Source organism: Amycolatopsis panacis (assembly GCF_003600245.1).
In the GTDB taxonomy this organism is placed as follows: Bacteria; Actinomycetota; Actinomycetes; order Mycobacteriales; family Pseudonocardiaceae; genus Amycolatopsis; species Amycolatopsis sulphurea.
On the sequence record NZ_QZFV01000078.1, the window covers coordinates 32,279 to 56,746 of the forward strand.

At 70.1% G+C, this 24,468-nt stretch carries 24 protein-coding genes; 4 read left to right on the forward strand and 20 right to left on the reverse strand.

The genetic code is table 11. From position 1 onward, the window contains the following. Window positions 1-17 precede the first annotated feature (17 nt). From D5S19_RS13855 to D5S19_RS13875, 5 genes are all read right to left on the reverse strand, one after another. Window positions 18-782: an IclR family transcriptional regulator gene (locus D5S19_RS13855; protein ID WP_158605533.1), complete on the reverse strand. Its 765-nt coding sequence runs from the start codon at window positions 780-782 to the stop codon at window positions 18-20. Window positions 783-1,012: 230 nt separating this feature from the next. Then, window positions 1,013-1,297, reverse strand: a complete 285-nt coding sequence (gene catC, locus D5S19_RS13860) for a muconolactone Delta-isomerase (protein ID WP_120023795.1) — start codon at window positions 1,295-1,297, stop codon at window positions 1,013-1,015. A 5-nt stretch (window positions 1,298-1,302) separates the two neighbouring features. Further along, a complete protein-coding gene (gene catA / locus D5S19_RS13865; protein ID WP_120023756.1) occupies window positions 1,303-2,148 on the reverse strand; it encodes a catechol 1,2-dioxygenase in 846 nt (281 codons plus the stop codon). A 22-nt stretch (window positions 2,149-2,170) separates the two neighbouring features. Continuing rightward, entirely contained in the window at window positions 2,171-3,274 is a 1,104-nt protein-coding gene (locus D5S19_RS13870; RefSeq protein ID WP_120023757.1) for a mandelate racemase/muconate lactonizing enzyme family protein, read from the reverse strand. Further along, window positions 3,271-4,146, reverse strand: a complete 876-nt coding sequence (locus D5S19_RS13875; protein WP_120023758.1) for a LysR substrate-binding domain-containing protein — start codon at window positions 4,144-4,146, stop codon at window positions 3,271-3,273. The genes D5S19_RS13870 and D5S19_RS13875 overlap by 4 nt, the downstream gene beginning before the upstream one ends. A 178-nt stretch (window positions 4,147-4,324) precedes the next feature. Between D5S19_RS13875 and pcaD the strand changes: the two genes are divergently transcribed. Next, a complete protein-coding gene (gene pcaD, locus D5S19_RS13880) occupies window positions 4,325-5,116 on the forward strand; it encodes a 3-oxoadipate enol-lactonase (protein WP_120023759.1) in 792 nt (263 codons plus the stop codon). A gap of 93 nt (window positions 5,117-5,209) precedes the next feature. Here the strand turns inward: pcaD and D5S19_RS13885 are convergent, their stop codons facing one another. Genes D5S19_RS13885 through D5S19_RS13950 form a run of 15 tightly spaced genes read right to left on the reverse strand, consistent with a single transcriptional unit; the run spans window position 5,210 to window position 21,991 of the window. Further along, window positions 5,210-5,842: a sugar transferase gene (locus tag D5S19_RS13885; protein ID WP_120023760.1), complete on the reverse strand. Its 633-nt coding sequence runs from the start codon at window positions 5,840-5,842 to the stop codon at window positions 5,210-5,212. Further along, window positions 5,843-6,508 (reverse strand): PIG-L deacetylase family protein, encoded by a 666-nt coding sequence (locus tag D5S19_RS13890; RefSeq protein ID WP_158605534.1) that lies wholly within the window; start codon window positions 6,506-6,508, stop codon window positions 5,843-5,845. Continuing rightward, a complete protein-coding gene (locus tag D5S19_RS13895) occupies window positions 6,505-7,527 on the reverse strand; it encodes a methionyl-tRNA formyltransferase (RefSeq protein ID WP_158605535.1) in 1,023 nt (340 codons plus the stop codon). Before D5S19_RS13895 ends, D5S19_RS13890 begins: the two co-directional genes overlap by 4 nt. A 17-nt stretch (window positions 7,528-7,544) precedes the next feature. Beyond that, window positions 7,545-8,816, reverse strand: coding sequence for an Ig-like domain-containing protein (locus D5S19_RS13900; RefSeq protein WP_120023763.1), 1,272 nt, complete (start codon window positions 8,814-8,816; stop codon window positions 7,545-7,547). Next, entirely contained in the window at window positions 8,813-10,129 is a 1,317-nt protein-coding gene (locus D5S19_RS13905; RefSeq protein ID WP_147397388.1) for a lipopolysaccharide biosynthesis protein, read from the reverse strand. The genes D5S19_RS13900 and D5S19_RS13905 overlap by 4 nt, the downstream gene beginning before the upstream one ends. After that, window positions 10,126-11,436: an O-antigen ligase family protein gene (locus D5S19_RS13910; RefSeq protein ID WP_120023765.1), complete on the reverse strand. Its 1,311-nt coding sequence runs from the start codon at window positions 11,434-11,436 to the stop codon at window positions 10,126-10,128. The genes D5S19_RS13905 and D5S19_RS13910 overlap by 4 nt, the downstream gene beginning before the upstream one ends. After that, the gene (locus D5S19_RS13915) at window positions 11,436-12,665 is read right to left on the reverse strand and encodes a phosphotransferase family protein (protein ID WP_120023766.1); all 1,230 of its coding nucleotides are present in this window, start codon (window positions 12,663-12,665) and stop codon (window positions 11,436-11,438) included. The genes D5S19_RS13910 and D5S19_RS13915 overlap by 1 nt, the downstream gene beginning before the upstream one ends. Continuing rightward, window positions 12,662-14,101 carry an RtcB family protein gene (locus D5S19_RS13920; RefSeq protein ID WP_120023767.1) on the reverse strand — a complete coding sequence of 480 codons (1,440 nt, stop codon included), beginning with the start codon at window positions 14,099-14,101 and terminating at the stop codon, window positions 12,662-12,664. The genes D5S19_RS13915 and D5S19_RS13920 overlap by 4 nt, the downstream gene beginning before the upstream one ends. Continuing rightward, window positions 14,092-15,252: a glycosyltransferase gene (locus tag D5S19_RS13925; protein ID WP_120023768.1), complete on the reverse strand. Its 1,161-nt coding sequence runs from the start codon at window positions 15,250-15,252 to the stop codon at window positions 14,092-14,094. The genes D5S19_RS13920 and D5S19_RS13925 overlap by 10 nt, the downstream gene beginning before the upstream one ends. Continuing rightward, a complete protein-coding gene (locus D5S19_RS13930; RefSeq protein ID WP_120023769.1) occupies window positions 15,249-16,226 on the reverse strand; it encodes a hypothetical protein in 978 nt (325 codons plus the stop codon). Before D5S19_RS13930 ends, D5S19_RS13925 begins: the two co-directional genes overlap by 4 nt. Next, window positions 16,226-17,719, reverse strand: a complete 1,494-nt coding sequence (locus tag D5S19_RS32475) for a nucleoside-diphosphate sugar epimerase/dehydratase (protein ID WP_199730489.1) — start codon at window positions 17,717-17,719, stop codon at window positions 16,226-16,228. Before D5S19_RS32475 ends, D5S19_RS13930 begins: the two co-directional genes overlap by 1 nt. 3 nt (window positions 17,720-17,722) lie before the next feature. Next, window positions 17,723-18,898, reverse strand: coding sequence for a DegT/DnrJ/EryC1/StrS family aminotransferase (locus D5S19_RS32480; RefSeq protein WP_199730490.1), 1,176 nt, complete (start codon window positions 18,896-18,898; stop codon window positions 17,723-17,725). Then, the gene (locus D5S19_RS13940; RefSeq protein ID WP_120023770.1) at window positions 18,895-19,854 is read right to left on the reverse strand and encodes a glycosyltransferase; all 960 of its coding nucleotides are present in this window, start codon (window positions 19,852-19,854) and stop codon (window positions 18,895-18,897) included. Before D5S19_RS13940 ends, D5S19_RS32480 begins: the two co-directional genes overlap by 4 nt. Continuing rightward, complete coding sequence (locus D5S19_RS13945; RefSeq protein ID WP_120023771.1) at window positions 19,844-21,199, reverse strand: GumC domain-containing protein; 1,356 nt, start codon at window positions 21,197-21,199, stop codon at window positions 19,844-19,846. The genes D5S19_RS13940 and D5S19_RS13945 overlap by 11 nt, the downstream gene beginning before the upstream one ends. Before the next feature lie 9 nt (window positions 21,200-21,208). Next, complete coding sequence (locus D5S19_RS13950) at window positions 21,209-21,991, reverse strand: response regulator transcription factor (protein WP_120023796.1); 783 nt, start codon at window positions 21,989-21,991, stop codon at window positions 21,209-21,211. Between the two features lie 139 nt (window positions 21,992-22,130). Between D5S19_RS13950 and D5S19_RS13955 the strand changes: the two genes are divergently transcribed. The 3 genes from D5S19_RS13955 (at window position 22,131) to D5S19_RS13965 (ending at window position 24,463) form a co-directional block, all read left to right on the forward strand. Beyond that, window positions 22,131-22,976, forward strand: coding sequence for a hypothetical protein (locus D5S19_RS13955; RefSeq protein ID WP_120023772.1), 846 nt, complete (start codon window positions 22,131-22,133; stop codon window positions 22,974-22,976). A 177-nt stretch (window positions 22,977-23,153) separates the two neighbouring features. Next, window positions 23,154-23,810 carry a sensor histidine kinase gene (locus D5S19_RS13960; protein WP_120023773.1) on the forward strand — a complete coding sequence of 219 codons (657 nt, stop codon included), beginning with the start codon at window positions 23,154-23,156 and terminating at the stop codon, window positions 23,808-23,810. After that, complete coding sequence (locus D5S19_RS13965; RefSeq protein ID WP_120023774.1) at window positions 23,807-24,463, forward strand: LuxR C-terminal-related transcriptional regulator; 657 nt, start codon at window positions 23,807-23,809, stop codon at window positions 24,461-24,463. Before D5S19_RS13960 ends, D5S19_RS13965 begins: the two co-directional genes overlap by 4 nt. The last annotated feature ends 5 nt before the right edge of the window (window positions 24,464-24,468 follow it).

The following is a 24,468-nucleotide window of genomic DNA, read 5'->3' on the forward strand; positions in this document are numbered from 1 at the left end:
GACATGGGGCACGGTACTCATCCGATCGCCGACTTCGCCATGCCGCCGCCCATCGCCTCGGCCATACCGGCCGCGGCCGCCTTCATCGCCTCCGCGCGCGCCGCGCGATCCGCCGCGGACCACGCGCTGGAGGTGTTCGCGATGGCCACCGCGCCCAGGATCTGCCCGGCCGGGTCGAGGATCGGGACCGCGATGCCGCTCACGCCGCGATCGACCTCGTCCACGCTGAGCACGAACCCGTCAGCGCGCGCCCGGTCCCGCGCCGCCCGGAGCTCGTCCGGGTCGGTCAGGGTTTCGGTGGTACGCGCGAGAAGGTCGGTCTGCAGGTAGCTTTCGAACTCTTCGTCACCGAGGTGCGCCAGGATGCTGCGCGGGGCCGCGCCCACGTGCAGCGGGAGGCTCCGGCCGATGTCGCAGTAGAACACCAGGCTGGCGCCGGCCCGGATCTTGTCGATGAAGACCGCCTCGAAGCCGTCCGCCTTCGCGACCGTGATCGTTTCCGCGAACCGCATGCCGACGGGCCGGAACGCGCGCCGTGCCGCGTCACGAAACTCGAAGGAACCCGCGTACTGGGCGCCGAGGCCGAAGATCTTCATCGTCGCCGAGTAGCCCTGGCGATAGCCATGGGGTTTCACGAAGTTCGTCTCGATCAACGTATTGACGATCCGGTACGCCGTCGGCCCCGACACTTCGAGTGACCGAGCGAGCTGGTCGAGCGAGATGGGTTGCTGCGCTTGACAGATCAGCTCCAGCGCCTCGAACACCTTGAGGGCCGAGCTCACGACAGGAGGCTTCGCGTTCATCTTCTACTTTCGTATAGTGAAAGTTGACTTACGTAACGTGAAGAGTATGAGCGCTGCGAAACGGCCAGTCAACAGTATGGCCAACACTCATTGAAGATTTTCGGCCGCGACCGCAGGCCACCATTTCGATCTTTCCGGTAAACGGTCCACGATAGACGAAGCGGGGCGCGCCAGGACACCCTGGCTCACCCCGCTGTACACAGAATCTGTTATCCGGCAACGACTTTCGAGGGATGTGTGGCCAGTGCGGTCACCTTGACGGTCAGGTAGGGAAACAGCGGGAGACCGGCCAGAAGATCGTGCAGCTCGTCGATGGACCCGACGTCGAACACCGAATAGTTGGCGTATTCTCCGGCGATGCGCCACAAATGCGGCCAGCACCCGGCGCGTTGGAGCCGCTGACTGTAGGCCTTCTCCCGCGCGATGAGATCCGCACGCACAGCCTCGTCCAGATCGGGCGGAAGGTGCACGTCCATCCGTACGTGGAACAGCATCGGCATCAGGCCCTGTCGAGGAGGAAGTCGTAGCTGACGGTCTCGCCGTCACCGTGGGACCGTGGGTCGAGCATGAGCTCCGGTTTGACCGCGGACGCGATGTCGTCGTCGTTGTGCTGGTCACCGGGGAAGTACAGCTGCGCCGTGAGTCGCTCGTGCCCCGGCGCGGACACCTTGACGTGCAGATGTGCGGGCCGCCACGCGTGCCAGCCTGCGGCCGCGATGAGCTTGCCGCAGGGCCCGTCCGTCGGGATCTGGTACGGCGCGGGGCGAATCGTACGGATCTCGAACCGACCATCGGCGTCGGCGGTGAACGTGGCGCGCAGGTTCCATTCCGGGATGCCGGGGGCGAACTGTGAGTAGAGCCCGTCCGCGTCGGCCTGCCACAGCTCGACCGTTGCCCCGGGAAGCGCCTCGCCGTCGACAGACATGACCCGGCCGGTCCAGGTCAGGGGCGTGCCGGGTTCGTTCTCCCGCATGGGCACCACCCCGCGGTGCCCTTGGTCCGGCGCATCAGGTGCGTAGTACGGGCCTTCGATGGTGCCCTTGTTGCCCTGACGGTGTTCGGTCGCCACCTCCTCGACGACGTGTTCGACCCACACGTCGAGGAACAGCGGCCATTCCCCGGCCTCACCGACCTCGATCAGCCACGCCTTGAGCGCGTTGTACTCGTCGTAGGTGACCTTCTGCCGGCGGATGGTGGCGTGCACGGCTTCGAGGACCTCGCGGGCAAGAAGATCGACCCGCTCCGCCGGGGTGTCCCCGGCATTCCCGGACTTATCGGTCTTGAACCGCTCGGTGGCGCTGGCGCCGGAACCGGCCGCGGTGGGTAGGTGGTGGGCGGCGGTCATGGGATCCTCCTTGATCTCGTGTTCAGGTGTCCAGGCGGTAGTACGCGAGCTTGTCCGGATCGACCTCGGCGCCGAGGCCGGCGCCCGGACGGACGGCCAGTTCCCCGCCCTGAATGGTCAGTGGTTCGGTGAGCAGGTCGTCGCTCATGTCGAGGAAGTTCGACAACTCGCCGGCACGCCGCGAGGTGAGCCGGTACGAAGATCCGAAAGTGACAGTGCACAGTGTCCCGAGCTGCCCGTCGATCTGGTTTCCCATCACGGCTTCCAGGCCAAGGCCCTCGGCGAGATGGTGGATACGCTGCGAACCGGTGAACCCGGTGCGGGCGACCTTGATGCTGATCGCGGTCGCCGATCCGCCCAGGATCTCTCGCGTGACGTCGGCCGGGGTGACCGCCGACTCGTCCGCTATGAACGGCACGTCGAGGCGCGATACCAGCCGGCGACGGCCCAGCACCTCATCCGCTGGGCACAGCTCCTCCGCGAACAGCAGGTCGAGATCGGCCATCTGGTTCATCGCCACGGCCGACTCGGTGGCGGTCCATCCGCGGTTGCCGTCGATGTAGAGCTCTGCTTCGGCACCCAGCACCTCCCGAAGGGCACGCACGACGGCCACGTCGAGCCCGACCGGATGGCGGCCGACTTTCACCTTGAACGTGGTGATGCCGTATTCACCGCGCATCCGCTCGGCCTCCTCGACCATCGCCGGGGGTTCGTCGAAACCGAGCATGTGCGACACGCGCATCCGGTCGGTATAGCCACCGAGCAGTTCGGTGACGTGCAGGTCCAGCGTGCGGCCGAGGGCGTCCCAGACAGCCATGTCCAGTGCCGCCTTCGCGGCCGGGTTGCCCACGGTCCGGCCGAGCCGCGCCGCCACCACCTCTCGATCGGTGAGGCTCAGCCCGACCAGCTGAGGAGCGAAGATCTGCCCGATCACCGCCACGATCCCGACCTGCGTCTCGCCATAGGTGAACGGCCGTGGCGGCGCCTCCGCGACACCGATGACCCCGTCATCGGTGTGCACTCGCACCAGCACATGCTCGGCGGTGCGCACCTCCCCCGAAGCGAACCGCAGCGGTTTGCGGTACGGGATGGCGAACGGAATCGCCTCGATCCTGGTGATCTTCACGAGCCGGCCTCGATCACGTCGCGCACCGCCCGCACGAGCGGCGAGTCGTTACCGCGATGCCAGGCGAGCGCCAGCTCCACCTGCCCGGCGCCGGCCAGATCACGGAACACCACTCCCGCCAGCGGCAGCGCCCGCGCGGAGGCCGGGACCACCGCGACGCCCAGCCCACCCGCGACCAGTGCCAGCAACACCGCCGTCCCGGCCGCCTCCTGCGTCCGATGGGGCGCGAACCCGGCCGCCTGGCACGCACGCAGAACCGCGTCGTTGACCACCGAATCCCGGCTGGTATACCCGATGAAGTCCGCGCCCTGAAGGTCCACTATGGACACGTGGTGCGCGGTGGCGAGCGGGTGGTCCGCCGCTACGGCCAGGATCAGCGGCTCGATCTCGATCGTGCGCAACTCGATGTCCTCGCCACGAGCGGGCGAGCGCAGCACGCCGAGGTCCAGACGGCCGGCCCGCAGCCCGTCGCATTGCTCCGGGGTGAGCAGGTCCCCCTGGACGCCCAGCACGACGCCGGGAAGCTCCCGCCGGACGGCGCGCGCGATACCGGGCAGATGCGAGAACGCCGCCGTCCCGGTGAACCCGATCCGCACCAGGCCGAGCCGGCCGTCGGCGATGCGGCGCACTCCGCGCACACTCTCGTCGAGAGCACCGAGGATCCGGTGCGTCTCCGCGAGGAGGAACTCCCCCGCCGGCGTCAGCGACACCTGCCGTGTCGTGCGCGCGAACAGTGAGACACCCAACTCCGCCTCCAGCTGACGAATCGCCTGGGAGAGTGCGGGCTGCGCCATGTGCAACCGCTGGGCCGCACGGCCGAAATGACACGTCTCCGCCACGGTTGCGAAGTACCGCAAGTGACGCAGCTCCATCGCCGCACCTCCGTCTGCTGCGGCCACCGTACGACCGGATATTGAGTCAGGACAAGGATGGGTTTCCGCCCAATTGATACGCACGACCAATGAATCGGCTGGGACCGTTGCCTGCTTGCGCCGGCTGCTACCCCGAAGTAGATTCCCGGAGAGAACTTTTGTGCGCAATGCGAACAGGATGACAGTCATGAGCTGCGCCGTGCACCATGAAGTCGACGGCCCGTCGGACGGGCCGGTCGTGGTGCTGTCCAACTCCATCGGCAGCACCCTCCGCATGTGGGATCCACAGCTGAAACCATTGACGGACCACGGTTTTCGTGTGATCCGGTACGACACGCGCGGCCATGGCCGCTCACCGGTACCACGCGCGCCGTACACCATCTCCGACCTCGGCGGTGACGTGATCGCCCTGCTGGACAGACTCGATGTGCCCGCCGCGCACATCATCGGTCTGTCACTGGGCGGAATGACCGGCCTTTGGCTTGCACAGCACCAGCCCAGCCGCGTCCGTACCCTCGCCGCCACGTTCACCTCGGCACGTCCGGGCAACGAACAGGCGTGGCGCGCCAGGATCGAGCAGGTCCGCACGCAAGGCATGGCCGCGATCGCGGACGGCAGCATCGACCGCTGGTTCACCCAGCCTTGGATCGAGGCGAATCCCCTTCTGACAAAGGAAATGCGGGAGATGACCGCCTCGACGCCCGCCGAAGGGTACATCGCGTGCTGCCGGCTGCTGGCCCGGCTGGACCTGGTACCCGACCTGGCGAAGGTCACCGCGCCGACGTTGGTCATCGCCGGTGCGCAGGACAAGTCGCTACCGCCCGAGCACGGCAAGCTGATCGCGGACGGCGTTGCGGGCGCTCGCTTCGAGGTCCTCAGCCCCGCCGCCCACCTGGGCAGCTACGAGCAGGCCGACCGGTTCAACGACCTGGTTCTCCACCATCTTCGGGCATTCCCTCTTCGCCGCTGAACACGGTGGGGTTGCGTTCTTCGGTGCCCAGAGCGTGGATACGGCCGGAGCTTGCCGAATTCGTCCCGGCTCGTGCGTTACCCATGCCAGGCTTCACCGGACTCCGGCCGGGCGGCACAGGAGCCGCGCGGTCCGAGCCAGCAGGTCCAGATCGGCGCGAAGTCCCCGCCGCTCCAGATACGCCAGGTCCAGCGCCAGTTTGGCGTGCAGGTGATGGGTCACGTAGCAGGACTCGGGATCGTCGGCGGCGGTCAGTTCCCGGCTTTGCTCAGCGGCGAACAAAAGCGCGCCGGGGCCGAGAATACCCGGCCGGACGGCGAACAGGCGTCGTTCGGCCGGGGTGTAGTACCCGAGGAACTTTCCGACCTCGGGCCGCGGCCCGATCAGCGTCATGTCCCCGCGCGCCAGGTTGACCAGCTGCGGCAGCTCGTCGAGACGCATTCTTCGCAACCACCGGCCCATGGTGGTGATCCGGGCATCCCGGCCACCACTGACCGCCGGTCCGATGCGGTCGGCGTTCGCGACCATGGTACGGAACTTCCAGATGGTGAACGGGTGGGTGTCCCGGCCCATCCGGCGCTGCCGGTAGATCGCGGGCCCGGGGCTGGTCAGCCGGATGCCCACGGCGATCACCACGAGGAACGGGAGCAGGAGGATGAGCGCCGCCACCGCGACGACGATGTCGCAACCGCGCCGCTTCGCGCTGTCCGCGACGATGTGCGTCATTCAGGTCACCTCCCGCAACACCTGGAACGCTTCCGCGGCCGGCCGGCCCACCCGGCTGCCCCAGCAGGCGGCTCGCTCGCGCAGCGCACGGAGCGAGCGCGGGTGCGGGTAGTCTCGCAACTCGCTTTCGTAGCAAGCCATCGCATCGAGCTTGTCATCCACAGTAGACGTGATGTCCACGAAAAGCGTGGGGGCGAAGGTGCTGCCTTCGAGCGGCCAGGCCCATTCCGTGGACGAGGGCGTTTCGAACACCGCGAACCGGCGCAGGCGCGGGAGTACGTACGGTCGGCAGGCGGTCCATGCGGCGCGCGCGACCTGTCCGTGATCGACGTTCACGTCGCCCGGGAAATGCGTGTACACGACGGCGGGGCGCACCCGGGCGACGACTGCCTCCACCGCGCGGGTCACCTCCAGCACTGACACCGTGTCGAGCTTCTGGTCCGGCAGCGAAAGCAGGTCGACCGACGCGAGCCCCAGCACGTCTGCCGCGCGCTGAGCACTCTTCGCGAGCACATCCGCCATGCCCTCGCCATATCGGCTCGTCGCACCGTCTGCGACCACAACGGCGTGCACTTCGTCTCCACAGTGGACATGACGCGCCAGGGTGCCCCCTGCGCCGAGCAATTCGTCATCGGGATGGGCGGCAACAACGAGTACCGTGGTCACGACACGATCACCTCCGGTAACGCGCCTTCCCCACGGGCCCAGCGCGCGACGGCGGGCGCCACCGGGGAGAACCGGGCGCCCGGGCGGATGCCCCGCCGGTCACACCACGCGGCGGCCGAGTCCGGGGCTTGGTCCGGTTCGGACATACTGGTGACGACCACGGTGCCTGGGCCGGTCGCGACGGTGATGCCGTTGTGGCGCACGGCGAGGATCGTCCCCGGCGGGCCGCTCGGCTTGGCTTCGGCCGGCGGTAGTGTCCGCCAGATCATCACCCGCAGGCCGTCGAGCGTGCTGAATGCGCCGGGGTATGGCTTGGTGAGCGCACGCACCCAGTCGTGCACCGCGCGGGCGGGACGGTTCCAGTCGAGGATGCCCATCTCGGGCGTCCGGCGAGGCAACATCTGCCCGTTGCCCGAATCCTGCCGGTGCCGCGGAGCCGTGCCGGCCAGCAGCGCGAGCAGATGTTTGACGAGCATCTCGCCGCCCGCGGTCCCGATCCGGTCATACACGGTGCCACAGGTGTCGTCGTCGCTGATGGGCACCGCGTGCTGGTCGATGATGTCGCCGGTGTCGACTCCCGGGTCGAGGAACATCATGGTGTTGCCGGTCCGCGTCTCGCCGCGAAGAATGGCCCAGTTGACCGGGGCCCGCCCTCGGTGTCGCGGCAACAGGGAGGCGTGGAACCCGACGCACCCGCGGGGTGGGACCGACAGCAGCTCTGGACCCAGCAGGCGCGTCCAGCCCACCACGACCAGCAGGTCCGGTTCGAGTGAGCGTACTGCCGCCACGAATGCGGGCTCGTTGATGTCGTCGGAGCGCAGTACCGGTACGCCGTGCTGTCCGGCCAGCTCGGTCAGATCGACCGCGCCGGACAGCCCCCTCGCCCGCTCGGCCGAAGGTGTCACGACGGTGACCACCCGCGCGCGTGGGTCACCGAGCAGCGCGGCCAAAGCCGGGCGCGCTTCATGTACGGCGCCGATGAACACGATTCGGCCTGGAGTCGATGGTGGACGGCTCATGGGCATCTCCCTTTCGGTCACCCCTTGCAGGTAACCTCGCTTTGGTCCAGCACCTGCCGCGACACGTTCTGGAAGGAGAAGGTTGCGCCGCCGCCGGACAGCCGCAACTGCAGCGCGCCGGGCCCGGTTGTGGTGCTGTCGAAACCTGCGGCCAGGCGTGGATCGGTCCGTGCGAATGGGCTGAGCCATTGCCCGGTGGTGCCGGCCACGATTTCGATGACGCCGCCGGCGTTGACGTCACCGCGCCCGTCCAGTGGTTGCCAGCGTTGATAGTTGTGTGCGTGCCCGGTGAGGGTCAGCGTCACCCGGTGGGTGCTGAGCAGTTGCCAGTACGCGCGGTACTCCGTTGCTTCCGGATCGGCGTCGACGCTGAAGACCGGCCGGTGAAAGAACACCAAGGTGCAGGGCGCCGTGTTCCGGGCGAGGTCGTCGGCGAGCCACCGGTACTGGGGCGAGGTCACGGCGCCCTGCCCGTACTCGGCGGTGTCGTCCAGGCTGACGAAATGCCAGCCGCCGGCGTCGAAACTGTAATAGTGCGGAACCCCGCCCCAATAGTCGACATACGGTTGCGCGGTCGGGCTCAGGGTGTATTCATGGTTACCGACGGCCGGATCCGTGATCGATCGGAACCGGGAGAAGAACGAGCCGTTCTCCCCGTACCAGTTCAGGAGTTCCTCCTTCGAGGCGTTCTCGTAGACATCGCCGAGATACAGGAACAGGTTCGGGCTCCAGCCGGCGATCAAGTCGGCGACCTTGTGCTCCCTGGCCATCCCCGACGCGCCGTCCCCACCCGCGGCCACCACCAGTGGCATCCCGGGACCCGGTGCGGTGCCCGTCGCCGGGGCGAACGCAGGCGGCGGCGGGGGCGCTGCCGAGGCGGCGAAGTTCAGCGGCATCGAAAGCGGCGGCGAATCGTATCCGCCGCTGAACGCCGTGCTCGCGGACAGTGTGTGCCGCCCCGGAGTGAACAGGTAGGTATGCAAGGTGAAGGTGTACGGCGATTCCGCGTCGAACAAGAGGTACGCACCGTCGAGGGTGTAGGTGACGCCGTTGACCGCGGGAGCCGCACCGGAGACCGAAACGGTGGCTCGCACGGTGGTCGCGCCGGTAACCGTCGCGCCCGTAGCCGGCGCGGTGACGCACAACGACGTCCGAAAGCCCAGCGGCGCAAGGGAATTTGTGCAGACGGGCGGGACACCGAGCGCGGCCGGGGTGTCCGCGCCGACCAGCCCGAACACGAGCGCGATCACGGCGGTCACACCACCGGCCACCGAGGCGCCGGCTCTCATGCCGGCTCGCCGCCTTGCGGCACGGCGACCGTGACCGAGCGCCTGATCATGCCCCGGGTGATCGTGGTCAGCAGACCGGTGGTCACGAGGTAGGCCATGCTTGACGCGATCGCGGCACCCACCGCGCCGGCGCGGGGAATCAGCACGATGTCGAGGGCAATGGTCACGAGGGCACCGACGCCCATGCCCACCGAGTTCGCCCCCGGCCTTCCCCGGCCGCACAGATAGGCCGACGACACCGCGGCGGCGCCCTCCACGGAAAGCCCGGCCAGCAGGATGCACGACGGGAGCACCGCGGACCGGAAGGCGGCCCCGTAGAGCAGCGGCAACACGACCACCGATGCCGCTGCCAGCAGCGGTGTCATGGCGATCGTGCCGGCCAGGGCCCTGGGCAGCAGACGGCGCACGTCGCGATCGGCGGCCGCCGCGTCCTGCCCCGCGAATCGGGGATACAGCACGTAGTTGACTGCCGTCGCGGGCAGGCGCATCACCTCGGCGAACTTCGACGCGACCGCGTAGACGCCGACCGTCGCGGGACCGGCAAGCACCCCCAGGATCACGAAGTCGAGCCGGAGGTTGACGAGCATCAGCAGATTGCCGAGCTGGCCACGGGCGCCGTACCGCAGGACTGCCCGCGAAAGCGACCCTGACGGGTGCGACCATCCGCGGAAGAAGCCGGTACCTGCCAGGCGGGCAAGCGCGGTCAACGCGGCGGCACCGCCCCCGCCGATCATGCCGGCGACCACCGCGTCGATGCCGCGCATCCCGACGAGGCCCGCGATCCCGTAGGCGGGCAGGAACAGCAGCTCCTCGCACACGATCACCAGATTCGCCCCGCGCATGTCGGCCGCGCCCTGACAGCAGGCCTTGCCCCACACCGTGATCAGCTGCGTGAGCACCGTGACCGACATGATCGCGACCAGCCCCGAAGGCATCGCGGTGAACAATTCCCGGTGCAACAACGGTGTCACCGCGAGCCACAGCAGCGTCCCGGCACCAGCGCCCAAAGCCGCCAGGCCCGTGATCGTGGGGCGCAGCCGTGGATCGTCGCGATGCGGGCCGGCGAGGAAGAACGTCGACGCCACCGGCAGACCGCAGCTGAACACGACGCCGAACAACCACGGCAGCACGCGCAGCAGGGTGTACTCCCCCAGCACCGCCAGGCCCCCGAGCCGGCCGACAAGCACGCTCGCCACGGCCACGATCAGCAGCGCGATTCCTTGCGCGGTCAGGTTCAGCACAGCACCGCGGCGGCCGAAGGGATCGCTCGCATCCCGCCATCGCCGTGCTCCGGGGAACAGCTTGATCTTCACGACGGCATTCGCCTGCTCTCCGCATAGCCGGCATCGGGACGGGACGCGAGCACCGCCACGAAGACGAGCACGATCCACACGAACCGGAAATGCAATACCTGGTAGTAGGTCCCGGCCAGCGCCATCACGAGCAGTGCGGCGACGATTCCGGCCGGGCGCGGCACCTCGGCCGCGAAGCCCTGGCCCGGCGGTGCGCGCAGCGCTCGGCCCGCCCGCCAGCCCGCGGCGAGCACGAGCATGGCCATGCCGGCCACGCCGAGCACGCCTCGTTCGGTCAAGGCGGCGAGGTAGTCGTCATGCGCTTCCTTGGCATACGGGTAGTTCCGGTCGATCAGCAACTGTTTCGTGGTCCGAGGCCCGCTGCCGAGCAAGCCGTCGGACTGGTACAGCTGCAGCGACTCCTGGATGAGCAGGGCCCGCTGGGAGCTGCTGCCCTGGCTGCGACCCAGTGAGTTGACCAGATAGGACTGTCCTGATTGGAGCGCCCAGGTCTGCAGCCGCGAGAAGGGCAGTACCTGTGTCCCGACGCCGACGACGGACGCGACGAGCATCGCGAACGCCAGAACCCCCACGATCCCTCGCCGCCGGTAACAAGCGACCACCCCGAGAAAGCCCAGACCGACGAGCAGTTCCAGCACGCCACCGTTGGACTCGGTCAGCGCGATCGCCCAGATCAGCATCGCGTAACCGAACCAGCGCAACGCCCAGTGCCGCGGTCGTTTCGCCGCGAACACCACCAGCAGCGACACCACCCAGTAGGCCGAAGCGTAGTTCGGGTCTCCCAGGGTGAACAGCACCCGGTCGCCCTCGGTCGGCGAAAGTCCTTCAATGGCGGTGATATTCGCCAGCCAGCCGACCACGACGAGCGTCGCCCAGCCGATCGACGCCCAGGCGAACGTCGTGGTCAACATCCGGAGCACGCCAGGACGGCGCGCGATGTTGTACAGCGCGACCCCCCAGGCCAGCAGCACAAGATCCTGAGACAGCTCCAGCAGGGAGGTTCCGGGCAACGGGCCGGCCAGGCCGGCGATGGCCCCCGCCACGATCAGGACTCCGAGGGGCAGCGCGTAAGGAGCGCCCAGCTTGCGTCCGCTCGTGGCCGCCCACACGGCGACGAGCAGAACCGTAGCCGCGGTGAACAGGTCGACCGGGGCGCTGTTGCCCGGTCCCGCCGGCCGCAGGATCGGCTGGAAGGCCATCGCGGTGCAGGCGGCCAGCGCCGCGGCCCGTTCGGCAGTACCACGCCAGGGCCGCGCAGGCGCTACGAACTCGGTGACCGGCGGTGCGGTGACGGCGGTCGAGGTCATTACGGGACCTCCCCGGCGAGTCGCTCGAACACGCGCAACTGCTCCTGCGCGAAGGCGCCATCGGACGCTTCGGCGGCGATCGCGGCGAGTTCACCGAGGACAGCGTCCCGGGCGCACGCGGGTGGCAGGCCGAGCCGGCGCAATCCGGCGCACAGGAAATGGCTGACGAGCCGCGGATACCAGCCGTCGCCGTCCAGGGCGTAGACCAGTGCCCCGCCAGGACGGCCCGACCGCAACCCCGGGTGTCCCCGCACACTGCGACCTCGCCGGGTATGCCGGTCGAGGTAGTGCGAATAGGCGAGCACAAACCGCGCGAGGTCACGCACGGGGCTGCCGGCCGGCTCGGCCCATTCCCAGTCCACCACGCCCGACACGGCACCGCGTTCGACGAGCACGTTACCGGGCCAGAAATCGCCGTGCACGGCGGTGCGGGGAGCTTGGTACCGACGCAATCGTGCACGCAACCGGCTCAGGTGATCGAGCACCTGGCTGCCGCCCGCCCGGTGCCGGAGCATGTCCGGCACGGCGGGCGCGACATCGAGCGGCGCCGGCGGACCCGCCGTCGCCGACTGGAATGCCGCAAGCCAGTCGCCGGCCGCCGCCAGGTCCGCATCCACGGTCGCCGGGCGGCTGGTGTGCCCGTGCCGGTGATAGCCGACCAGCATGGGCGTTCCGGCCGCGGCGGTCGTCACGAGCGCGGGCATATCGCCGTCAGGCTCGATCGGAACGACCCGCGGCACCGTGGCTCGGACCAGGCCCAGGGACAGCGCGCTGATTTCGCCCAGTCGTGCCGACTCCCGTGCGACCCGCGCGGCGCCCGCGGGTTCCGTCGGCACCTTCACCGCGAAGCGTGGCCGGCTTTCCCCTGGCGCGAACACCAGCACCATGAGCCGGCCGTCGGGATCACGACTGTGCCGCAGGACCAGCACCAGCCCGCCGGAAACCAGCCGTTCGTAATGCCGCGCTTGCGGGCTTTGCCCACGCGGGCTCTCGATGTGCGGCGCGGCGTGCCACAGCACCTGCAGGCGCAAGGCCCCCCGGGCGGCCACGAAGGCCCAGCCCGGCAGGGAGCTGCCCGGCGGAACGGCGAGCAACGCCGTTCGCACGTACCGCAACACGGACGGCTCGGCTTCGGCGATCACGACGGGCCGGCGGCGCGACGGCAATGCGACGAATCGTCTGCCTTGCGGCAGCAACGCGCGCCACGGGGCCGCTTCGGTGCCGATCATGTCAGCACCGCGAACGGCCGTAACCGTGCAACGGGGCGGACCAGGCCGTTCCCGGTCAGGATGCCCACGGCGGCGTCGACCCCGAGGTCGTCCAGTTGCGGGATCTCCCGCGGTGCGCTGTCGGTGTAGCCGTAGCGCAGGGTGTGCCGCCCGAGCGGGTCGGCACCCGAGCGTCCGTTGTGGACGAATGAGCTGATGATGCTGCCGGTGCCGTGGCAGGCCGTGTACAGGCTGCGATGTGCTTGCGGTGCCGGCACGCACAGGAACGAGGACGTGCGGTTGGTGCCGGGGACAAGCAACGGCTGGCCCGTTTCGGCGAACGCGGGATGCCCGGCCATCATGTGCGCCGGCCATGCTCGCGCAGCATTGTGGCGGTGCACGAACGCGGGCCGGCCGTCGACCGGCTCCTCGTAGACCGAGTTGTGCGGCGAGTCGACCACGAGCCGCAATGTGGCGCCGAAAGCCTCCTGGGCGAAGCGCCGCAACGTGGCGTAGGTCGCCAGCCGATAGGCGAACCCGTAGTTCATCGACAGGCGCTGCGCGAGCATGACTCGGCGGCCCTCATCGCCCTCGATGGGAATGGATGGGCAGCCGACCGAGAAGTAGGTGGCATAACGCTTCCGCGCCCTCGCGATGCTGTGGGCGCCGAGTAAATGGGTCAGCGGCTTCTGCACCGCCATCTCGGTCCGGAGCAGGCGCGACGCGGCCTTGCGCCGGGCGTACATTTCGCCGATCTGCCCGGTGAGGACGCCGCCGCCGTTGTGGAACTGCATCGTGATCTGTCCAACATGGACACCAAGCCGTTCGGCGATCCGGGGTTCGAGGACTTCCTCGACCTCTTGCAGTTCCAGGAAGTGCGTGCTCGGGCCGATCGAACCGAAGCGCAGCCGCGCGAGCTGCACGCAGACCCACGGCAGCTCGCGACGCGCCGCGCCCGCGCCGCCGTAGGCTTCGACCGGGAGCCGCCCGAACTCCTCGACGCGGTCGAGGTCGTGGCGATCCAGGTCGTACCGCTGGGCCGCGAAATCGGCCCCCTCGACGGCGGCCCGCAGCACCTCGTCCCGGCTGAGCTCGAAGCGCCACCCGGGCGGGTTCGGGTAGCGTTCGCGAACCCGCCGGTAGAAGTCGTCGACCGCCCCGGCGGACGGGCGCTCGATGTCCAAAGTGGCCAAGGCCATCCCGCAGTTGAGCGCGGCGTCGGTCAGCGCTGGGCGGATCGCGTCGCGGGTCGCGACCGCGATGCTGGAGGGCATCTCCGACTTCTCCTTGTGGCAGAAGTCCGGCAGGACCACGGGAGGCGCCGCGAGGTCCGCGGTCGCCGTGCCCTCGCGCAGCTGTCCCAGCAGTGCCGGATCGGCGGGCGCGTCGGCACTGTCGAACACCGTGAGCTCGGCCATCGGGCCGCCCGACGGGTGGGTGAAGACGTCTACGCGCATGGGGACTCCTCGCGATCGATGGGGGCCGGGCCGGGCCGGTAGGCGGCTTCGAGCGCGTCGGCCAGGGCGCGCAGGCCATAACGGTGATCGACCTGGGCCTGGGCCGCCCCGGCGAGGCGGGCCGCCTCATCCGGCCGGTCAAGCAAGTGCGCGATGGCGGTCGCCAGCAGATCGGGACGTTGTGGCGGCACCAGCAGACCGGTCTCCCCGGGACGGACCACGTCCGGCACCGAGTTGACCGCGGTCGCCACCACCGGGACCCCGCACACCATCGCCTCGACGATCGCCACCGGAAGACCCTCGTACCGGCTGGGCAGCGTGAACACGTCGAACGCGGGAAGCAACGCCGGCACGTCGGCCCGTTGCCCCGCAAGGACTATGCGCGTGCCCGGGTGGACCTGGCGCGCCAGGTCGTGCACGCGCGCCGCCAGTTCACCGTCCCCGATCCAGACCCCGGTCACATCCGGTCGATGAAGCGCCGCCATGGCGGCGACGAAATGTTCCGGTGCCTTCTGGTACGACAGCCTGCCCACGGCCCCGACGACCGGCGCTGAATCGGGTAACCGCAATTCCCGGCGGGCATTTCGCCGCGACGGCGCGGGTGCGAGTGAATCGGCGCGGACCGGCACCGCGATCGTGCGCACGCATTGCGGGGCGATCAAGCCACGCCGGATCGCCTCGACCGACACCGCCGTGCCGACGCACAACGCGACGTCGGTGATGAGCCCCATGCGGCGTTCGATCGCCACGTACGCCCACCGGCGCGCCGCCGACTGGAACTCGTGAAACGGGAAGCCGTGATAGGTGTGCACGATCCTGGGCACCCCGGCGCGCCGGGCCGCGAGCCGGCCCACCGTCCCCGCCTTCGCGCTGTGCGTGTGCACGACATCGAAGGACCGCCGCGAGAACAAGGCGGTAAGCCGATGCAAGGCGGCAACATCGTCGCGCGGTGCGATCGGCGAGCGCAGCGCAGGTTCCAGGATCACCTCCATCCCGGAAGCCTCGTCGAGCAGCCGGTCACCGCTTCCGGCGATGATCGTCACCTCATGGCCGCGAGCGGCCAGCCCTTGTGCGCCGCGCAGCGCGACGACGCCGGCGCCGGCCTGGAAGCGGGTGACGACGGTCGCGATCCGTAGCCGATCGACGGTCATGGCGTCACCACCGACGGCCCCGTCATCAGCAACTCGGCGAGGCCGGGGCCCGGCGTGGCGCCGAGCACGATCTCCCAAGCGGGCAACCGGGTTGCCAGCGCACCGGCTACTTCGCGGATCGCCGGGTGCGCACGCCCGATCCCGGTGCCCATCGCCAGCGTCGCGGCGAATGCCCAATAGCGCCGCAACTCGCCGGCCATGTAGGTGCCCGCGGTGAGCGTTTCAGCGGCCGTCGCGGCAGACGCCGGTCGCAGCGCGGCCTCGCCGGCACTGCCCCGGCTGAGCACCACCAACCGGTCCGGGCGCAGCGCGGCCAGTTGGCCCGGCAGCTCGCGTTCGCGGCGGCCGTAGGCCATCCGGCGTCCGCCGCCGCCCTCGACGCGCACCGGCTCGACCAGGCCGTAAACCCGCTCGCCGTCGCTCACGCAGAGGTTGTCCGAGCAAGCGCGCTCGCCGGCCGCCACGGCGTCCAGCAACAGCGTCGACCGGCCGATCCCGCCTGGCCCGGCCAGCAGCGGCACCGCGTCGCCCACCGTGACCGCCGCCGCGTGCAGCGGAACTCGGCCGCGGCGTCCCGCCCACCACAACGCGGGATACTGCACCAGCGCGGCGCGAGCGAGCAGATGGAACCGGGACCTGAGTACGCGTGCGGCCAGCCGTTCTCGTGATGGCGGCCGCCATCGGGCTGCCACCCGCAGCTGATCTTCGGCTGCCTCCATCGCAAGATCGAATCCACTGCCGCAGGCGTTGATCAGCACCACGGTTCTGTCACGCCGGTAGGCGCCCCTGGTCAGCGGTTCCGCACCGACGTGCCGGAACGGGGCCTGGTTCCGGGTCACCGACAGCTCGATATCGGCCCGTCCGTCCGGAGGTTTCCACTGCCCCGGGCAGGCTTCGGCGAGGAGATCGGCGACCCAGCCGGGCGGGCAGTCGGCCAGCAGCCGCTCTCCGGCCTGGATCAGCATCGCGCGCATCAGAAGTCGTCCGTGTACAGCGTGTCGAACAGTTCGCGGGCGGTCGGCGCGCTGCGCGTGGCGGGCTGATAGCCCGGGACCAGTGTGCTCAGCAACTGCCGTACCGCGTCGGCGTCGTTGCGCTCGGCCACCTCGTAGAGGTCCAGCAGCCCCGCCTCCAGGTCGGGTGAGACCGATCCGCCTCGGATCGCGGTGATCCGGGGGTGCCCTGTCGGGATGCTCTGTTCGGTTTCGCCGACCAGCGTTTCGCTCAGCTTCTCCCCCGGACGAAGGCCGGTGAACCTGATCGCAACGTCCTCGGCCCCGATCTGGGCCGCATAGGCCTCGACCAGCGAGACGATCTGGACGGGAGCGCCCATGTCGAGCACGAAGGTCTCGCCGGACTCGGCCATCGCGGCGGCTTCGAGGACCAGCCCGACCGCCTCCTCGACGGTCATGAAGAACCGGTCCGCGCCGGGATCGGTGATGGTCACCGGCTCGTGCGCGGCGATCTGGTGCGCCAGCGCCTCCAGGAACGACCCGCGGCTGCCGAGGACGTTTCCGAACCGCACCGAACCACCGACGGTGCCCTTGGCCGCGTGGCTGCGCACGATGAGTTCGGCGAGGCGTTTTGTCGCGCCCAGCACCGAGGTGGGCGTCGCCGCCTTGTCGGTGGAGATGAGGACGAACCGCCGGGTGCCGTGCGCGGTGGCCGCGTCGACGAGATGCTGGGTGCCCAGCACGTTGGACTTGACGCCCTCGCACGGATGCCGCTCCAGCAAGGGCAGGTGCTTGTGCGCGGCGGCGTGGAAGACGATTTCCGGGCGGAAGGTCGCGAAGATCTGCTCCACGCGGGATCGGTCGCGGATATCGGCGACGATCAGCTCGTCGGTGTCCAGGAGGGCTTCGCCGCTGATCTCGAGCTGGAGCCGGTGCAGGTTGGACTCGTCATGATCCAGCATGAACAGGGCTTCCGGCCGGTAGGCGCGGATCTGGCGGCAGAGTTCGCTGCCGATCGAGCCGCCCGCCCCGGTCACCAGCACCCGCCGGCCCTGGATCAGGGTCGGCGTGACCGCGCGGACGACGTTGATCTCCTCGCGGCCGAGCAGGGCCGCGGGTGACACCACGTAGAGGTCGTCGGCCCGGCTGCCGCGTTGCACCGCGGCGTGGAACGAGGGCAGGTAGCGCACCCGCGCGCCGGATGTCGCGGCCTGCCGTACCAGGGTGGCCAGCTCCAGGGGCGGTAACGACGGGATCGCCACGATGACGACGTCCGCTGCTTCGGTGCGCACCAGGTTCGTCAGCTCCGAAAGCGGGCCGAGCACCGGCAGGCGCCCGGCATGCCGCTTGCGCCCGTCGTCGTCGAGAAAGCCGATCGGCAGCAACCCGTAGGACGGGGTTTGCTGAAGGTCGTGCGCGAGCGTGCGCCCGGCGTCGCCCGCGCCGACGATCAGCGTCCGCGCCCCCGGTGGGGTCGTGCCGTGGCGGTGGGTGTGCCGATGAGTCAGGTACATGGGTCACCTCACGTTCACGCGGGCGAGAGCCGCGATCTGGTCGCACACGTAGTCGACATCGGCGTCGGCCAGCCCGGGATGCAGCGGGAGCGACAACGACTGTGCGAAGACCCGGTCCGCCACGGGCAAGGACCGGCAGGCGGCCGCGCCGAGCAACGCACGGAAATACGGGAAGTGGTGCACCGGAATGAAATGCACCGACGTGCCGACCCCGCGCGAGCGCAACGCCTCGGCCAGGGCGTCACGGCCCAGGCGGTAGCCCGGGGTGATCCGGATCGGATACAGATGCCAGGCGTGGCGAGCGTGCGCCGGACGTGGCGGCGCCGTGATGCCCGGCACGGTGGACAACGCCCGGTCGTAGCGAGCCGCCAGCTCTTCGCGCCGCCGTTGCCAGCCCGAGAGGTGGTGCAGCTGGGCGCGCCCGATGGCCGCCTGCAGATCGGTGAAGTTGGCCTTCAAGCCCTCGACTCGGACGTCGTAACGCCAGCCCGCGCCCGGACCGTACCGTCGCCACGCGTCGCGGCTCATGCCGTGCAAGCGCATCTCCCGGAGCAGCTCGGCACGATCGTGATCGGTAGTGGTGATCGCGCCGCCCTCGCCGATCGGCAGGTTCTTGGTGGCGTAGAAGCTGAAGCAGGCGGCCTCGGACGCCGAACCCACTCGCCGGTCACCGATCGCCGCGCCGAGCCCGTGGGCGGCGTCCTCGACGATCCGCTCGGGCGCGAGGCGCGCGGCCTCCGCCAGCGCCCCGCCCGGCACCGGGTAGCCCGCCATGTGCTGCACGACCAGTGCCTTCGGCCGGACGCGCTCGGCGGCCGCGGCGACCGTGGCCGGGGTGACGGTCAGCGTCTCCTCGTCGGCGTCCAGCAGCACCGGTTGAAGTCCACTGTGGACGATCGCGTGCACCGCACCGCAGAACGTGAGGGTCGGCGTCAGCACCGGCGAGCCCGGCGGCAACCGCAACGCCCGCAGTGCCAGCTCGATGGCCGCCGTGCACGAGCTGACGGCGACGGCCTCCGGAGCGCCGAGCCAGGCAGCGAATTCGGCTTCGAACAACGGAGTCTGCGGTCCCGTGGTCACCCACCCGCTCGACAACACCTCCGCCGCGGCCGCACGGGCCTCGTCGGCGATGTGGCACCGCGCGTAAGGCACGGTGCGAGCGGCGAGTTTGGTGGTCATCGCACGCTCCGGGCGAGGCGTGGCCTCGGGCTGACGACCGCCCGCCGGTAGGCCCCCAGCAGTCCGCGCGCCAGCACACGCGCCGGGGATTCGCCGCCCGGGGGCACCGCGCGGCCGTCCGTCCGGGGCAGCACGCCGTCGAGCCCGGCCGTGACCGCGGCGGCGATGGCCGAAGGGGATGGTGGGACGACCAGGCCAGTGCGGCCGAATCGGACCAGTTCGGCCGCGCTGTCGGTCGCCGCCGCGATCACCCGTACGCCCGCGGCCACGGCAGCGGCGGCCGGATTGCACGCGGTAAGCCCGAGGCCGGCCGCCACGAAGAGGTCGGCGGCGGCCAGCAGGTCGGCGAGCGAGAATTCCCCCTGGCGACCGGCCTCACCCGGCCGGCCCGCCGGGCAGGTTATCACCGCGACGTCGGTCCGGCCGGTACCGCGGATCGCGTCCGGCCAGCCCGGCACGGCCTGCCCGCGGTTCGGTGCGCAGCCCACGATCAGCCCGACACCGGGCGCGATTCCCAGCCGTTCGCGGGCGGCCGACCGGTGCATGCCACCGCCGGCCGCGCTGCGCGGCGGGGCCATGACGGGCAATGCGTGCACCCGGTCACCCGGCACTACGCCCGAGGCGACCAGGACCTGCCCCGCGGTACGACCGTGGACCAGCCAGGTCACGACGTCCCCCGTCAAACGCCGTTGCCTACGAGCCCAGCCGGTCGCGGCGGTGAGGCCCCTGCGGCCGAGGGCGACGCGGTCCACAGTGTGCACGCGACGCGCGGTGCGGGGGTAGCGAAGCGGCGGGACGTCGCCGACGGTGTGGAGGATGTCCGCGGGCTCGTCCGCACCCGCCAGCCCGATCCGGCCCGCGTCCGCCAGCAGTTCGAGTGCGCCTTCCAGGACGGTCGCGAAGCCGTCGGCAGTGGCCGCGCATTCGAGACGGACCTGGGGGGAGTCACCGGGCATTGCGGTCACCGCCCGACCTCCTCTCGCGAGGTTGGGCACCCCGGCGGGACCCTCGCGTGGCCACACCGAGCACACCGAGCAGGACCCAGCCGGTCGCGGCGGCCAGCGTGCGGATCTCCTCCACCTCGCGGTAAGGCGTCAAGTCGCGCACGACGACGAGCAGGCCGCGGCGGCCGGCGTCGGACCGGTCATCCACAGTGGACAGAGTCCGCACCCGGAGTGTCGCGAACCGGTGGTCCGGCAGCACATCCAGGGCAGGGCCGAGCGGCACCACGCGACCGGGTCCGGCCGGCCCGGACGTGCCGTCAGGCGACGGTCTCCGCTCCGCCACCGGGCGAGCGTCCACGGACAAGCGATCGGCCAGCACCGTCGCGACCGCGGAGAGCTGCGCCTGGGGCACCGGCCCGGCCACCACGGCCACGTCCACACCCCGCAGCGCGAGCGTCTCACGCAGCCGCACCGACGTCCCGACGTCCATCGTGGGCTGGGCGGCCGCACCGTCGGACCCGGGAAGCACCAGCCGGCCGAGGGACGCCGTGCCGAGCTCCCGCGCGAATGCCCGGGAGTTGGCGACCCGAGGCCGCAGCAGTTCCAGCACGGTCGCGGCCAGCAGCCCGGCCACGAGGCCGCCCACACCGGCGAGGCCGAGGTCGGTAGCCAGCCGGGACGGCGTGGGCGTCGCGCCGGACGGCAGCGAGATCACCGCGGCGGAGCCGCCATTGGTGATCAAGGTGCTCTGCAACTGGCGCAGCGCCGAGCTGACATCGTTGAGTTGCTGATCCAAAGTGGACAACTGGGCGGAAAGGCTCGCCGTGTCGGCCGAACCGGAGGCCACGCCCAGTCTTGCCGCGACCTGCTGGCGCTGGGTCAGCAAGCTGTTCTGCTGCGCCGTGAGCTGACCGATCAGTGCGCTGGCCTGCGGATCCCCCGAACCGTTCAGGAACGTGACCACGCGATTGGTCAGCGCGACCGCGAGGCCGGTAGCGATCTGGGGACTGGGGTCGGTGACGCTGAGGTTGAACACGGCAGAGCTGCCCAGCCGCGCCACCGCGACGTCTCTACCCGCCAGCTGGTCGGCGTTGCGGTTCGTAATGCCGGCCTGCCGTAGCGCGTCGGTGATCACGCCGGGGCTTGTCGCGACCCCCGCGACGCGGTTGAGCACGGCGTCGGATTCGGTGTCCGTGCCCGGCGGCGTGCTCGACGCCTGCAGGCGTCCGGTCGCCACATAGGTCGGCGTGGCTACGACGTGCAGGATGCCAACGGCCAGCAACGGCAGCGCGAGGCAGCAGACCAGCAGCCGCCAATGGCCGGCTATCGTGCGGTGCAGGGCTTCGTTCAGCTCCATTCGAGCACCTCAACTCGGAGTCCGGTTCGAGCGATTGCCGCGGTGCGCCGGTTTCGCGCCGCGGCTCTTCCCGACTGGTAGATGCGTTACCTCGGATGCCGGGTGACAATTCCGCGGATCGACAGCCTCGGCCCCGGCCGGCGCGACCCCGGCCGCCCGCGCCTTCTGTACCGCTTCGAGCCGGCTGTGCACGTCGAGCTTGCCCAGAATGTCGCGGATGTGGCTGCGCACGGTGTGCGGCGACAGCGCCAGCTCGCCGGAGATCCGCGCGCTGGACCACCCGGCGACCATGCCGGTCAGAATTTCGCATTCGCGCGTGGTCAGGACATCGAGCAGGACATTGTGCCGCCTCGCCAGGCCGGCGTCCTCGCGCAGCTCGCGCAGGACGTCGCCGAGCAGGTCCACGGGAAAGAACGCCTCACCGCGGCACACTCCGCACACCACCGTGACGAAATACTGCGCGGAGCACTGCTTGCTCACCCACGCGGCCGCGCCCGCGCGCACCACATCGGCGGCCTGCCGCGGATCGCGGGAGGAAGTCAGCACGACGACGTGCGTGTCCCGCGCGGCACCGATCAACCGCTCGACGAGCCTGCCGGAATGCGATCCCTCCGCGGCGACCTCTACGGTGATCACGTCCGGCAGCAGGCGGGAAACGGTCGCCGTCAGGTGGGGGTCGTCGCTGGCCCCCCGGCCGACCACCGACACCGCCGGGTCGTCGCGCAGCAGAATGGCCAGCGCTTCGGTGAGCATCTGATGGTCGTCCACAAGGAAGACGCGGATCCGCTCCATCGGAATATCGTCGGTACCGGGCGCCCCGCTGTCCTCCCGCATTTGAGGGTGCCGGTCTCCCCCGAACGCACGAGTACCACCGCCGGCGCGGACGGCATGCTGGCATCGGCACCGAACGACTACCCGGCGTGGATCGGCCATGGACCGTGTGAGCACTATGTTTCGCTTGTGTGGCAAACGTTTTCTCGGCGCCCTGGGCGCCGCGGCGCTCTGCGCCTGCACCCCGGCGGCGCCCGCGCCCGCGCCTCCCGCGCCCCCGGCTCCGGCCGCCCCCTTCGTCACAGCCATGCTGAACGCCGGTGTCGCGGACACCACCCGGTTCGGGTACGCGCTCGTCGATGTCACCCCGGCCGAGATCGCCTCGGTCCACGGCGCGCAGCAGGCGTTCGTGTGGCTCGGTGGCTATGACGACAACACCTGCAGCTGGTCGTGGAGCGACGCGCAGATCGTCGCTCTTTTCTCGCAGTACCACGTCGCCACCCCGCGGACAGCCGGGTACTTCATCGCCGACGAGCCGAACACAACCCGCGCCTGCCCGGCCGCGGCCGGGCAGGTGCGGGCCCGGGCCCGGCTCGTCCGTTCGCTTGATTCCGATACCCGGCATTTCACCTTCGCCAACATCGACGACCCCACCCAATTCCGGGCCTTCCGCGACACCGTCGATGTCCTCGGCACCGATCCCTACCCGTGCCGGACCGGCCGGCCGTGCGACTGGACGCTGATTCCGCGATACATCGCGGCTTTGCGGGCGGCCGGCGTGCAGCGGTACATCCCGGTGCTCCAGGCTTTCCGCGGGGGCCCGTGGCGCTGGCCCACCGCGGGCGAACTGGAGAACATGATCGCTCAATGGCAGAGATCGTCCTGGAGTGGCGAAATCACCTTCTCCTGGACCTACGCGGGGGGAAATCTCAGCGAGCATCCCGATTTGTTGTCGGTCCTGCGACAAGTCAATGAAGATCCGCGCTTCCCTTTCCCGCAACCATGATATCCGTCCCGCTTTGTCCGATTTATCGTGCCTTGCGGGGAGATCGCGGGGTGTAACGCTTTCGCCGTCTCTTTCGACCACCAGAACAGCAGGGTGACGGCAAATGAAGGGTCGGCCGGGGAACTGTCGTGCGAGCCGCTCGTGGTGCTCGGCCGCCCTTGCGCACGAGGAGCAGACATGACTACGGTTCCCGAGCGGCGGCGGAACACCGGCCGCCGAGATACCGACCGGGACAGCGCCGAACTCAGGGCACTCCTGCACGACATCGGGCACGCGATGGCGATGGTGCGCATGCTGGTGGATGCGGCACTGTCGGAACCTTCCGCGGCGACGGCGCGGCGAAAGCTCGACCTGGCGAGGTCCCAGACCGGCACGCTGAGCACGCTGCTCGAGCGAGCGGTCCAGCCTTCCGGCGGGTGCGAACCGGTCGCGTTGCGGCCGGTGCTCGCCCAGCTGTGCGCGCAAGCGGATGCGACCGGCGAGGCGCGGGTGGTACTCGTGGACGGACCCTCGCCCACCGCCGAGATCAACTCCACGGTGCTGTGGCGCATCCTGTCCAACCTCCTCGGCAACGCGGTCCGCGCCGCGGGGCGCGGTGGCACGGTCACGGTCACGATCAGCGACGTGGCGCCGATCGTGATCGGGATCGCCGACGACGGGCCGGGATTCGGTGCCGGTGAACCCGGCTGGGCATCGCTGGGCCTGTCCACCGTGAAGACGTTGAGCGAGACCTTCGACGTGGCCGTGGGATTCCAGCGCCGGACCCCCACCGGCACGGTGGCGCGCGTGGTGGTTCCCGCGTCCGCGCGGTCCGCACGAAGGGAAGGCGCATGATCACCGCGGTGTTCGGAGACGACCACGCCATCCTCGTCGAGGCGCTGGTCCCGAAGCTCAAGCGCAACGGCATCGACGTCGTCGCCTCGGCGCACCGCTTTCCCGATGTTCTCGCGGCGGTGCGGGCTCACCGGCCGGATATCTGCCTGCTGGACCTGCGCTTCGGCGGCGACGACCGCCACGACGGCATCGCGGCCGTGCGAGCCGCGAGCCCGGACACCAAGATCGTGGTGCTCACCGCCGATCCGACGATCGAGTCGATGGTCGCGGCCGTGGAGGACGGGGCGGCGGCCTATGTCCACAAATCGCGCGGGTGCGACGGGCTGGTGGCCGCGATCGAGAAGGTCATGCGGGGTGAACTGGCGACCGACCTGCCCACCCGGTCACGCCGTGACGATACCGAAGCGGACCGGGACGTACGGCTGCTCGCGCGCTACCTGACCGTGCGCGAGCGGCAATGCCTCGCCTTGCTCGTCGACGGCCTCCGGACCGAGGATATGGCGCGCCGGCTCGGCGTTTCCACCACGACGGTGCGCAGTCACGTGCAGGCCCTGCTCACCAAACTCGGGGTCCACTCGCGCCTCGAAGCGGCCTCGTGCGCCGTCCGCCACGATCTTGTCGACAGCCCGGACCGGAGCGCGTCAAGGGGATGAGTCTC